The organism is Aggregatilinea sp. (assembly GCF_036822615.1).
Classification (GTDB): domain Bacteria; phylum Chloroflexota; class Anaerolineae; order Aggregatilineales; family Aggregatilineaceae; genus Aggregatilinea.
In genome coordinates this window covers 1-11,988 of record NZ_DAISHJ010000142.1, presented here as the reverse complement: position 1 = coordinate 11,988, position 11,988 = coordinate 1, and the positions used below count along the sequence as shown (strand labels likewise).

General features: G+C 65.0%; 10 protein-coding genes. 4 read left to right on the top strand and 6 right to left on the bottom strand.

What is annotated here, in order from left to right; genetic code table 11:
• Together V7116_RS23215 and V7116_RS23210 are read left to right on the top strand one after the other, a co-directional pair.
• A partial coding sequence (locus tag V7116_RS23215) for a hypothetical protein (RefSeq protein ID WP_324394372.1) occupies positions 1 to 1,489 on the top strand: 1,489 nt, incomplete at its 5' end.
• Positions 1,490 to 1,500: 11 nt separating this feature from the next.
• Entirely contained in the window at positions 1,501 to 1,848 is a 348-nt protein-coding gene (locus tag V7116_RS23210) for a hypothetical protein (RefSeq protein ID WP_324394371.1), read from the top strand.
• A gap of 8 nt (positions 1,849 to 1,856) precedes the next feature.
• On the opposite strand, the gene V7116_RS23205 is transcribed toward V7116_RS23210, so the two are convergent.
• The 3 genes from V7116_RS23205 to V7116_RS23195 are packed head-to-tail and all read right to left on the bottom strand — an operon-like array spanning position 1,857 to position 3,011.
• Positions 1,857 to 2,402, bottom strand: a complete 546-nt coding sequence (locus V7116_RS23205; RefSeq protein ID WP_324394370.1) for a ClbS/DfsB family four-helix bundle protein — start codon at positions 2,400 to 2,402, stop codon at positions 1,857 to 1,859.
• An 8-nt stretch (positions 2,403 to 2,410) separates the two neighbouring features.
• Positions 2,411 to 2,737: an antibiotic biosynthesis monooxygenase family protein gene (locus tag V7116_RS23200; protein ID WP_324394369.1), complete on the bottom strand. Its 327-nt coding sequence runs from the start codon at positions 2,735 to 2,737 to the stop codon at positions 2,411 to 2,413.
• A 22-nt stretch (positions 2,738 to 2,759) separates the two neighbouring features.
• Positions 2,760 to 3,011, bottom strand: coding sequence for a hypothetical protein (locus V7116_RS23195; protein ID WP_324394368.1), 252 nt, complete (start codon positions 3,009 to 3,011; stop codon positions 2,760 to 2,762).
• A 131-nt stretch (positions 3,012 to 3,142) separates the two neighbouring features.
• Between V7116_RS23195 and V7116_RS23190 the strand changes: the two genes are divergently transcribed.
• The gene (locus V7116_RS23190; RefSeq protein WP_324394367.1) at positions 3,143 to 3,778 is read left to right on the top strand and encodes a CGNR zinc finger domain-containing protein; all 636 of its coding nucleotides are present in this window, start codon (positions 3,143 to 3,145) and stop codon (positions 3,776 to 3,778) included.
• Positions 3,779 to 3,915: 137 nt separating this feature from the next.
• On the opposite strand, the gene V7116_RS23185 is transcribed toward V7116_RS23190, so the two are convergent.
• Together V7116_RS23185 and V7116_RS23180 are read right to left on the bottom strand one after the other, a co-directional pair.
• Positions 3,916 to 4,269: a hypothetical protein gene (locus tag V7116_RS23185; RefSeq protein WP_324394366.1), complete on the bottom strand. Its 354-nt coding sequence runs from the start codon at positions 4,267 to 4,269 to the stop codon at positions 3,916 to 3,918.
• A gap of 82 nt (positions 4,270 to 4,351) precedes the next feature.
• On the bottom strand, positions 4,352 to 4,795 hold the full coding sequence (locus V7116_RS23180; RefSeq protein WP_324394365.1) for an ester cyclase: 444 nt from the start codon (positions 4,793 to 4,795) through the stop codon (positions 4,352 to 4,354).
• A 60-nt stretch (positions 4,796 to 4,855) separates the two neighbouring features.
• Between V7116_RS23180 and V7116_RS23175 the strand changes: the two genes are divergently transcribed.
• Positions 4,856 to 5,464, top strand: coding sequence for a TetR/AcrR family transcriptional regulator (locus V7116_RS23175; protein ID WP_324394364.1), 609 nt, complete (start codon positions 4,856 to 4,858; stop codon positions 5,462 to 5,464).
• A 73-nt stretch (positions 5,465 to 5,537) separates the two neighbouring features.
• Here the strand turns inward: V7116_RS23175 and V7116_RS23170 are convergent, their stop codons facing one another.
• Positions 5,538 to 11,966, bottom strand: coding sequence for an Ig-like domain-containing protein (locus V7116_RS23170; protein WP_324394363.1), 6,429 nt, complete (start codon positions 11,964 to 11,966; stop codon positions 5,538 to 5,540).
• Between the last annotated feature and the right edge of the window lie 22 nt (positions 11,967 to 11,988).

Below are 11,988 nucleotides of genomic sequence, written 5' to 3'. Positions count from 1 at the left end.
CGTCGGGCTGACGGCGCGCATCGTGGACGCGCTGTTCACCATCACGCTGCTGCTGCGCGGCACGGTCCCCGGCGGCACGACCATCGCCGCTGAAGTCGCCTACGCCGCCATCCAGGCGCGCGACGAGCGCTACACCTATTACGGGCGGGTGCTGCGGCAGGACGGCTACATCGTGCTGCACTACCTGTTTTTCTACTGCATGAACGACTGGCGCTCCTCGTTCCACGGTGTCAATGATCACGAGGCCGACTGGGAGCAGATCTTCGTCTACCTTGAAGCGGGCGACGCGGGCGAGCACCAACCGGTGTGGGTCGCCTATGCCATGCACGACTATACCGGCGACGACCTGCGCCGCCGCTGGGACGATCCCGAAGTGGAAAAGGTCGGCACGCATCCGGTCGTTTACGCCGGGGCGGGATCGCACGCCAGCTATTTTGCCCCCGGCGAGTATCTGGTCGAAGTTAGCCTGTCGCCGTTCAAGCGCTTGATCCGCATGTTGGAAGCGATTCAGCGCTTCTGGCGAATCACGCTGCGTCAGGGTGATCCCGACGCGCCGCCCAACGACATCGCCCGGCTGTTTCGCATTCCGTTTGTAGACTACGCGCGCGGCGACGGCTCGGTCATTGGGCCGGGCGGCGACAAACCCTGGACGCCCGTCCTGCTTGAACCCGTGCCGGACTGGGTGTCCGAATACCGGGGCCTATGGGGCTTCTACGCGCATGATCCTGTCTCCGGCGAGAACGCCCCCGCCGGGCCGAAGTTCAACCGCGACGGCTCGATCCGCCGGGCATGGCACAACCCGCTTGGGTGGGCCGGGCTGCAAAAGGTCAAGCCGCCGGGCACGATGGACGACGTGCTGCGCGAAGAGCTGGCCGCGCTGCGCGAGATGCAGGTCCGCGAAGAAGCCGAGGCGCTCGTACAGCGCGAACAGGTCGCGCAGTTGTATGCACGCTCCCGCGCCCTGCGCGACCAGCCGCATCTCGAAGACGCCTACCGCATCACCTGGGCGGAAACGCGCGCCGCCGAACGGGCGCTGAACGGGCTGATGGACAGCATCGCGGAGCGCGAGGAAATCATCAAGGCGTGCGAGCGCCAGCTTGCCCAGGTCGAGGCGGGCGATTACGGCGATCCGCGCGCGCATATCCGTCGCGTGCACCAGCCGCAGAGCGCGGAGGACATCCGCGTGAGCGCCCTGGCCGAAAGCTGGGCGGCGTTCAGCGTGGGGCTGCTGCTGGTGGGCTTCGTGCTGCTCTACCTGAGCACGTCCCACTGGGTGCTGGGGCTGGCGGGACTGCTCGGCCTGTTCGTGCTGATCGAGGCGCTGTTCCAGCGCGAGATCGAGCCGCTGATCGTGCGCGCGACATTGGCGCTGAGCATCGTTTCCACCCTGCTGCTGATTTACACGTTCTTTTGGGAGATCGCCATCACCGGCGTGATGGCCGTGGGACTGCTGATCATCGCGGACAACGTGCGCGAGCTGCGGCATTAGGAGGGGAACAAGTGGATCTGATCCCGGCGCTGATCCTCGTCGGCCTCGTGGCGCTGACGCTGCTGTTGTTCGTGCGGCAGCTCCGGCGCGAGCGGTACGACGTGGCCAACAAGGGCGTCAACCAGGCGGAAAGTGTGACGCTGCTCAAAGCGGTATGGGGCACGATCTGGCTGGAATTCCGCTACGCGCTGCCCTTTTACCTGCTGCTGGCCTCCTATTTTTACCTGCGCGTCCGGCGCGACTGCCACCGCGAAACGGACACGCGCCTCGCGTACGAAGCGGTGTCCGTCTCCGATCACGTCACGGATGCGCTGCTGTGGCCGGTCACCGCGCCGGACGGGATCAACTGCGAATCGTGACCATCCCCCTAGCGGGCGCGCTGGCGGCGTACCGCGCTGCGGCGCACCAGCTCCAGCGAGGATCGCTTGGGAGAGGTGAACGCGCGCTCGGCCTTGAGCCGCATCGACCACGCGCGCAGCGCGTCGATGTGCTCCTCGTAATGCCCCGACGAATTCCAGGCCACGAAATCCCCCAGCGCCGCGCCGTCCAGCGCCGCCAGTTTTTGATCCAGCGCGCCGTCCGGCAGGCCCTTCACCAGCGCCTCGATCTGCGGGTACGAGGCGCGGAATGCCGCTCGCACGTCGTCCAGCGTGCGAGCCCGGTTGGTCTCGTAGGCTTCCCGGTTGAACGGATCCACCTCGAACGGCGGCAGCGAGTCGCCCGCCAGCAGGCGCGGCGCGTGCTCGATCATGAACTGCTCCCAGAACAGCAGATGCGCGATCAGATCCTTGACCGACCACTCGCGGTTATAACCGGGCTGCTGCATCTCGTCGACGGTCAGGCCGACCCACAGCGCAGCGATCTTCACCCGCCCCGCGCGAATCCTATCCAGAAGTTCCGTTTTCGTGGGCATGAAATCTCCTAAGGTGCAAGCAAAGTCTGCGTTTCGCGCACGTCGTAATGCTGCGAGCGCGCGTCAAAATGCGAGAGCAGCGCCCGCGCCGCCGCCGGGACCACCGCCGCTTCGACATCGTCCCCGGCGAAGGCGCGCACGGCGTCCAGGCTGTCGAACCACATCACGGTGACGAATTCTTCCTCGCCATCGACCGCGCGCCGGAACAACTGAATGCCCCGGTAGCCTTCGATCTCGCGCCCCTGAATGCCGGTGAAAATTTCGGTCTTGAGCAAGTTTTCGTAGGCATCGGCATGGTCGGGGGTGGTCCATCCGTGCCACACTCGGCTGATCATCGGTCGTGCGCTCCTTCGTGCGTCAACAGCAGTCCCATTTCTGCGCCACCGGCGGCATAGTGACCACCGCGGCGGGTTGTACGTGGCTGTAACGGCGCTCAAGCCGTGCGCCCCAGGCCACGAGACGATGTCCGACCCAGGCCAGCGCCCGGCAGTACGCCGGATCGTGCAGCACGGCGGCGCGCAGCGCCTTCTGCATCCGGTGTTGATCCGCCGCATGGCGCAGTTCGTTGATGCGAATCTGCCCGATCTCGATGTGCGTCCAGGGGATCATCTGATGCTCCTCTAATCCAACTGCCTTGAAGTGCGTTTTCTAACCTGCTATACTGTTTATGATAGTTATAGAATAGCACACTTATTCTAACCAGTCAACCATTTTTTACCGGTTAGATACAGGAACGGGCCATGATCCAGCTTGAGCACTATCACCCTGAAGAACGGTGGATCTGCCTGGACTTTGCCAACACAAACGAGTGGCACGCCAGCGCCCACCCAACCGAGCACCTGAACACCTACGCGGACCTCGTCGCATGGGCGGCGCAGATCGGTGTACTGCCGGACGACGCCGCGCAAACCGCGCTCGCCCAGGCGGACGTGCACCCGGCGGACGCGTTGGTCGTGCTGGGCCGCGCGCGGGTGCTGCGCGAGGCGATTTACCGCATTGTGGTCGCAATGATCGAAGATCAACCTGCGTCAGACGAAGACATGGCGACGCTGAACGATGCGCTGGCGGGCACGCTGCCGCGCGCAGCGCTGGTCGCCACGGAGGACGGTTTCGAGTGGGGATGGGAGATGGCACCCGGCGCGCTGGACGCGATGATCGGCCCGATCGCGCGCTCGGCGGCGGACCTGCTCACGTCCGAGGATCGGGGCCGCATCGGGCAGTGCGCCGACGACCGGGGCTGCGGCTGGCTGTTTTACGACCGCAGCCGCAACCGCAGCCGCCGCTGGTGCAGCATGGAAAGCTGCGGCAACCGCGCCAAGGCCAAGCAGCACTACGAGCGCGAGCGCGGCGCGGAAGACGAGGAACCGGCGGAGTAATAAGGCTTTGCATCTTTCCGCCGCACGTACGGCGAAAAGGAAAATCGCGGTGGATCGGCACTGATTTTCGCCCCTCTCCACCCGGATCGGAAAGGGACGAAGCGCATATGCGAACGGGGTGAGGTCGCGCTACTGCGTTACCCGGCCCGCGATCCGTCCGGCACGGGGTGCTCCGGCACGGCCAGCGCGGGCGTCACGCCGTCCGAATAGCCGATGTCGAACAGCATGCCCTCGGACAGCTCGCCCATCATCTTGCGCGACGCGAGGTTCACCACGAACAGCGCCTGCTTGCCCTCGATCTCGCGCGGATCGCTGCGCTCCTTTTTGATCCCGGCCAAAATTGTGCGTGTATGATCGCCAAAGTTGACGATCAGGCGCATGAGCTTGTCGGAGCCGTCCACGTCCTCGACGCGCTCGATGGTGCCCACGCGGACGTCGATCTGGTCGAGCACGTCGAACGCGATGGTCGGCTTGACGGGTGCAGGCTGCATCACGGAACTCTCCTCACGGGGGCGCGGCGCGGCCTATTCGACGCAGAGTCGATGACTGGCCGTGCCGCGCAAAAAGTGACGTCTAAACAGGCCGGGCGTCTTGTTGGGGCATGACACCCAACTGCCGCATCATACCCGCCAGATCCCAGACGTGCCACAAGTCGGTGGTCTGGCCGCCTTCGCTGCGGATGAAATGCATGTGGGCGACGGAAATATGGCGTCCGGTAGGCGGAATGTGCATCGGGCCCATAACCAGCGGCCCGCGTTGCGTGCCAGTCATGGTTGAGCGGAAGGCGACGAGGTCCCCCTCTTCGAGCATATCGTGGATTTCCAGATGTAGATCGGGAAAAGCGGTGCGCAGCGCCGTGATCACTTCTTTGAGGTGTACGCTGAAGTCGGTTCCCGGCGGCTCCTGGTGATCAACGGCATGGGGCGTGAAATGCCCATCAATCGGGGAGAGATCTCCCTGGTTGAAGGCCCTCTCGATAAAGTCAACGATGCGAGCTTTGTTGGATTCCGAGGGCATAGTATTGCTCCATTCTATAGAGTTTCACTCTACTGAGTAGAAGTATGATATACTGACTCCATGGAAAATGTCAACAAGCCCCTCACCCACCGCCAACGTCAGGCGTTGGCAACACAGCAGCTCATCGTGGACGCAGCCCGCGATCTGTTTCTGGATCAGGGCTACGTCGCCACCACCATCGAGGCCATCAGCGCCAGAGCAGGCGTCGGCGTCAGCACGGTGTATGCCATCTTCGGCAACAAGCGCGGCATCCTGCGCGCGATCCGGCAGGCGTGGCACAGCGAATCGGGCCAGCGCGAAATTTACGCCCAGGCCGCGCAGCAGCCCGATCCCGCGCGCCGCCTGGAGATGGCTGCCCACGCCACGCGCCGCCAATGGGAAGCCAGCGCCGCTCTGATTGCGGTCTATCACAGCGCCGCCGCCGCCGATCCCGAAGCCGCCGCCGAACTGGCCGAGGCGTTGGGCGGTCGCCGCGCGAATCTCTCACGGTTCGTCGCGGGCATGGCCCCCCACCTGCACCCCGATCTGGATCCCGAGCGCGCCGCCGACATCTTCCTGGCGCTGACGCGTGCGGAAGTGTATCAGGAGCTGGTCGGCACAGCGGCTTGGTCCGACGACGAATACGAGCACTGGCTGGCGGGCGTGCTCAAGCAGCAGCTTTTGCCCTGACGCTGTACCGGAACACAAAAAAGGGGCGCGATCCGGTGATCGCGCCCCTGCATACGTTGCAGCTTGGGGATATTTATCCCGCGTCGGCAGTCGCCTCAGCCGTGGCCTCGACAGTTACGTCCTCGGTGGGGACCGGTTCCGGCGCGGCTTCGGTCGCGTCCGGCTCCGCCGTGGCGGTCGGTTCTTCCGCCGGTTCCATTGCACCCGATTCCGTGCCGCCCGTGATGGTGAAGGTCGTACCCGCCGTGCGCCCGTAGACCTCCGGGAAGTAGAACTCCTGCCCGGTGGCCGGGATCACGTTGTACACGCCCGCCATGCCCGGCTGGATCACGTAGTTGAACTGGTAGGTGCCGCGCGGCAGATACGTGGCGTAGAGCACCACCTTCTCGTCGCGCATCTCGATGTTGGAGAACCACCACCAGCCCCAGCCCTCGCGCTGGTTGGCGCGGGTCAGTTCTGGCTGCGTGCCGACGACGCTGGTCGTGTTCAACTGCGTATCGACCGCGTCCGAACCCGCCGGGATCGGGTCTTCGATCACGACGTAGTGCAGGTCACTCGGCGCGATGATCGTCAGCGACACCTGCACCGCCTGCCCAACTTCCGCCGACTCGATCGGCGCGGCGTCAGGATCGCCCACCAGACTGTACTTGCGCACCAGGATGATGCCCCGGTCCAGCGCCTCGACTTCCGGCACGGGCAGGTAAGCCGTCAGGTGCGCGGTGTAGTACAGGTTGCCGTCGCCCGCGCTGCGGCTGATCGTCAGCGCGTTCGCCTCGTCTTGAAGCAGATCCGCCACTTCGATCCGCAGCGTTTCCGTATCCTGAACGTTATCCGGCGAGGCCGTGTTATCGTCCAGCGCCAGCGAGTCGCCGTTGAGCGTCACGCCGAACGTATAGTCCGGGTACAGCTCGCCGCTGACGACCATCCACTCGGTCAGCGCCATCACCGCCCAGGCCGTTTCCTGCGTCGTCTCCCAGTGATCCGCGTTCCGCGCGACCATCAGCCAGCGCACGACGTTGGGGATCATCTGGTTTTCGGGATCGATCTGGACCATCGCCATCAGGCCCAGCGCGGTGGTGCGCGTGTCGGTGTTCCAGTTGTACCAGTCGGTGTCCGCTTCTTCCCAGTGCGCGCCCGTCGCGCTCATAACGAGGCCGTTCGACATGTTGCTGATCAGGTCCATCGCGCGGTTGTCGGTGGGATCGATCAGGTGGAACGTCATCGCCAGATACGCCTGCGCGTAGTAGTGCATCACGTCGCGCTGCTCGTAAAGCTGGACCGTGCGCGACACGTCGCTCTGCCCGGCGCGCGCCAGCGCGTAGAGCAGGAACGCCTGCCGGTTCAGCCGCCACGTCGTTTCGACCTGCCGCACGTCGATCAGCGATCCCTGCACGAACTGGACCGCCCCCGACAGCACGTCCTGGTCGATGGCGTAGCCCGCATTTTGTGCTTCCACGAGACCGATGATCGCGTAGGCCGTCACGAGCGGGTTGGATTCGTCCTGCGGGAACCACCCCCACCCGCCGTCTACCTTCTGCTGCGAATACAGCCGCTGCAAGGCGTAATTCACCTGCACGGACAGATTCGCTTCAAGCTCGGCGTTGTCGATGTTGAGATCCTGCAGCGCGCGATAGGTGATCGCGTTAGGCAGGAAGCGGCTGATGATCTGCTCAATGCAGTAGTACGGGTAGTTGCGCAGCCACGTCAGCCCGTCGATGGTCGCGGAGGCCAGCGAACGATCCAGCCGGATCGTCAGGTCGCCCTGCGTCACGTCGAAGCGGTGCGGCAGCGCGACGGCTTCGGTGCGGCTGCTGGCTTCGGGGCCGTAAAGCGTCCCGGCAGTGCCTACCGTCTCCGGCACTTCGTACTTGTACACCGGTAGCGTCTGATCGTCGCCCTGGCCCAGCGGCGGCTTGCTGGCGTCGGTATACTGCCCGTCGCCCGCGTTGGCGTAGAACGTCGCGTCGATGCTGCCCACGTCCAGGATCTGGACCGGCCAGTTCACGCGCACGCGGCCCTTCGCCGGGATGCTGACCGTCTGCGTCAGGTCCGTGCCCTCCGCCACGCGGAAGCCGGTGCCTTCCAGCGTCACCTCGGCCACCAACGCCTCGTCGGTGTTGTTGTTGACCACCGCCGCCAGCGTGGATTGGTCGTCCACCACGAAGAAGCGCGGCGTCACCGGGCGGATCAGCACCGGCTTGGTGCTCAGCAGGTCGAACGTCGTCTGCCCGACCAGCATCGGCCCGTCTGCGCCGGTCGTGACCGCGCGCGCGTCGAGCCGCCACGTCGTCAGGTTATCCGGCAGCACGACGGATACCGTCGCCTCGCCGTTTTCGTCGGTGATCAGGTCCGGGGCCCACAGCGGCGTGTCCACGAATTCCTGGCGCACGTCGAAGATGCCGCCCTCGCCGTAACCACCGCCGCCGCCCTTGATCGTGTCGATGATGACCTGCGTCGCCTGGTCCACGCTGATCGTCAGCGGCGACGCCGTCGCCACGCTCACGCCGCGCTCGGAGTAGAAGTACGGCAGCAGGTCGGCGCTGTTGGCGTCCGCGATGCTCAGTACGGCCAGATCGGTCAGGCCCACGCCGATTTCCGCGTTGGGAACCGGGCTGCCCTGCCAGTCGGTCGCCTTGATGGTGTATTCCACGGTGTCACCCGGTCCGGCAAATTCCCCGGCATCGACGTCCACGTTCGGCGTCACTTCCAGGTCCATCACCAGACGGCTGGTGTCCACGTTGATCTGCGTCATGCCCATGCGGAAGGCCGCCGTGGGGTTGTTCTCGTCCACGCCCTTGACCAGCATCACGCTGACGAACACGTTGGGCGCAAACTCGCCCGTGATCGGCAGGCGGTAGACCGTGCTGTTCGTGTCCAGGCGCAGCACTTCGCGCTGGAGGATGTCGCCGCGCTCGACCGTGATCAGGGCGTACGCGGTGCCCTGCCACGGGCTGGCGATCAGGATCTCCGCCGTATCATCGACCTGATACTCGTCCTTGTCGGTGATGAGCTGGATGCGGTTGGAGTTCTCCTGCCGCCAGTTGATGAAGCTGCTGCCGCTCACCCACATGAACGCGCTCGACATGACCTTGTTACCCGCCGAGTCGGTCGTGCGCGCGTACGCCTTGTACACGCCGCCGTAGGGCGGTGTGAAGACGACGTGCGCCAGCCCGTCCTCGTCCGTGGTCACCGTGCCGGTCGCCCCTTCGACGGGGTTCTCCTCCACGTCCCACGTCCAGACGGTGCGGCCCATCTCGTCTTCTTCCTGCACGCTGAACCAGCGCCGCTCCACGACCTCGTACTCGACGTCCTGGCCCGCGACGGGGTTGCCGTCCCAGTCCACCGCCAGCACGTTGATCGTGTTTTCCTTCTCGGCCTGCCCCACGTATTCCTCCGGCTGGAGGCCCACGTAGACGAGACCCTGGTGCACCACCACCTCGACGCGCCCGGCCACGAGCTGATCGCTCTCGTCCGTGACGCGCGCCTCGATGGTATACGTCTGGCTCATGCCCTTGTCGCCCAGGTCGGCGGGGATCTCGATCAGGTAACGGCCCATCTCGTCGGTCTGGCCCTGGCCTTCGACGATGGCCTCGCCGGTCGAGCTGTAGTACTCCGGCGCGTAGTTGTCGTAGTTGTTATCTACGAACGACCAGTAGCCGGGGCCGCTGTAGTTAAAATAGTAGTCCTTCGACAGCACGCTGTAGCTGACGTCCGCGTTGGAGACCGCGCCGCCGAAGAAGTAGCTCGCCTCGACCAGCACGCGGATCGTGTCGCCCTGCGCGACTTCGGTCTGGTCCGCCACGACGCTTACCTGGAACTCCGGCGCACGATATTCCGCCACGCTGAAGCTCACGCTGAAGCTGTCGCGGTTGTTGCTGGGCAGCTCCGCCACGATGCGGTAGTACCCGAGCGGGGCGTCGGCATCCAGCGTCATCTCGCCGCTGAACGAACCCTCGGCGGTGACGGGCAGCGTCTGTTCGTAGATCAGCTCGCCCCGGTCGTCGTAGATCTTGATCGGCACTTCGCTCAGCGCCGGAACGGTATAGATCACGTCGTCCCGGTTGCGCACGATGCCCTTGAAGTACACCGGCTGATCCGGGCGGTAGATCGGGCGATCGGTGTAGAGGTACACCAACAGATCTTCCGGCTGGTAGTCGGTGGAAACGTCGAACTGCCACGGCGTGATGCCGTCCGTCCAGTTGCTCTGCGCGAAGCCGAACAACCCGCCGTCGTTGACCGTGGCGTACAGCGTCGAGTACATGTATGTCTCGTCCAGGTCCGGCAGGTTCACCGCCGCCAACCCGGTGCTGTCCGTGACGCCCTGGCCGATGGGGTTGTAGCTCCCGTTGTAGAAGATCACCTGCGCCCCGGCGACCGGTTCCCCGGTTTCCAGGTCCGTCACCCACGCCAGCGCCGTCTTGGGGCTGTACTTCATGGTGACGTTGACGTTGGAGACGATCATCAGGTGCCGCTGCGGATCGTAGCCGTCCTCAGCCGTCTCCGGCGCGCTTACTTCGAGATAGTACGCGCCGGGAGCCAGCGACTCAGGCGCCGCCGCGCTGCCGGGCAGGTTGGGATCTTCCGGCGTCGTCAACAGCGGCGCGAAGTAGTAGTGATCCTGGTCGCCTTCCGCCGACCAGCCCACCGTGCCGTTGTCCAGCCGGACCTGCCACCACAGGTAGCCGCCTTCGCAGCGCGGCCCGTCGATCACCTGGAATGTATCGCCCGGCAGCACTTGGACCACCGTCTGCGCGGTCAGGTTCGGCTCCTGGCGGACGTTCAGCGGGCGGTTGTCTTCCTGCGTGACGATCGCCACGTCGCCCACTTTGATCTGCGTATCGGGCGCGCTAAGGCACTGCACGTTGGAAATGCCGCTCGGCCCCGTGTCGGAGATGTACAGCAGTTCATAACGGCGCTGATCCTGCTGGCTGCTCAGGTCGATCGACCATTCGCGCAGCAGATCGGAGGGACCGGGCGTATACGACGACCACGCATCCCACGCGTCGTACGCGGTCAGCTCGGCCAACGTCGGCAGCGACACGTGCCACAGGCTCAGATCCGCGCGCGAGACGTTGCGGTGCGTCAGGAAGACGCGCGTCGACGGGTTGTACGCGCTGTACAGCCCCGCCCGGCCCGGCACTTGCAGCGTCAACTCGGGATCGTACGGTGCGGTGCGGTAGTTGACGACCAGCCCCTCGTCGATGGTATTGCCATAGCGATCCATCATGCCGGGCAGGATCGTGATCGTGTATTCCGTGCTCGGCTCGGTATCGAACGAAAGCTGGTACGTGTTGTCGTAGTCGTAGAAATAGGTATCGAACTCGCGCCACGGCTCCGGCTCGATGATCACCTTGTCCTTCAGGCTGTCGATGTCCATCGGGCTGGCGAACGTGATCGAAAAGCCGCCGTAGGGATAGGCGTCCGGCGTGCCGTCCGAGGGCGACGTGTACAGGATCGCGGGCAGCGGCACGGTGGTGAACCCGGTCATGTAACTTTCCGCCAGCCGCGCGCCGTTCGCGCTCGTCGCCACGTTCGCATCGACCAGGAACATGTACTGCTGCCCCAGATCGAGCATCTCGTCGGGCTGGAAGGTCAGTTTGGTATCGCCCTGGCTCCACGAGAACGTCCCCGCGACGGATTCCGCCCCTGGCGGGAGCGTTGCCTGCGAAGGCGGACCGGGTTCAGGCGCGGGTGCCAGCGTCGGCTGCACGTAATCGGGGGTAGGCCGCGCGAGCGTAAACGCGGCTTCGGTCGTGGCGTGATCCATCTGCTGGCTGAACGTGACCGTCACCGCCGTTTCCAGCCTGACGTTCGACGTGTCCCCGCCGGGCGTCACGTCGGTCACGCGCGGCGCGGCAGTGGTGAAGCTCCAACTGTAGTCGTCTTGCAGCACGCCGCCGGTCACATCTTCCAGCCCGGCCTTGACCGTCGCGGTGTAGGTCATGCCGCCGATCAATGGCTCCGTGGGCGTGAACACGTAAATCGACGTATTGAGCCATTCGCCCTCGCCCACCACCGGCGGATCGAAGGTCAGCGGAGTCGGCAGATCGCCCATGTCCTCCACCGACACCAGCGGCACGACGGGCCGGTTGAAGACCACGGTAAAGGTCTGCCCCACGACGACTTCCGCGCCATCGTTCGGCAGCACTTCGGTCACTTCCAGATAACCGACCGTTCGCAGCGTCAGCGTGAACGGCTCTTCCATGGGCACGCCGTCCGCCGAGGTCGCAGCGGTGGTGATGGTAAACCTATACTCGGTCGCGCGCGCCAACACCCCTTCTTCGGGCGTGAACACGGCAGTGCTGTCCGTCGGCCAGCTCAGCGTGCCCCCGATGAGCGGATCCCGCTCAAACGCGGCACCGACTGTCTCCGGATCCATCGCTTGATCGAAATAAAACGTCACCGTGCCATCCAGGGACAGTTCTTCCCCGGCCAGCGGTGACGTTTCCACCACGACGGGCGGCAGTGCGTCGCCCTGTGCGCCCGGCGCCCCCTGCGCCACGGGCAGCGGACCGCGCAGCGCC

Bases quoted from the DNA above. Each gene is read 5' to 3' on its own strand.
- V7116_RS23205 (WP_324394370.1), bottom strand. From the start codon at position 2,402: ATGCCCACGAAAACGGAACTTCTGGATAGGATTCGCGCGGGGCGGGTG.
- V7116_RS23200 (WP_324394369.1), bottom strand. From the start codon at position 2,737: ATGATCAGCCGAGTGTGGCACGGATGGACCACCCCCGACCATGCCGAT.
- V7116_RS23195 (WP_324394368.1), bottom strand. From the start codon at position 3,011: ATGATCCCCTGGACGCACATCGAGATCGGGCAGATTCGCATCAACGAA.
- V7116_RS23190 (WP_324394367.1), top strand. From the start codon at position 3,143: ATGATCCAGCTTGAGCACTATCACCCTGAAGAACGGTGGATCTGCCTG.
- V7116_RS23185 (WP_324394366.1), bottom strand. From the start codon at position 4,269: ATGCAGCCTGCACCCGTCAAGCCGACCATCGCGTTCGACGTGCTCGAC.
- V7116_RS23180 (WP_324394365.1), bottom strand. From the start codon at position 4,795: ATGCCCTCGGAATCCAACAAAGCTCGCATCGTTGACTTTATCGAGAGG.
- V7116_RS23175 (WP_324394364.1), top strand. From the start codon at position 4,856: ATGGAAAATGTCAACAAGCCCCTCACCCACCGCCAACGTCAGGCGTTG.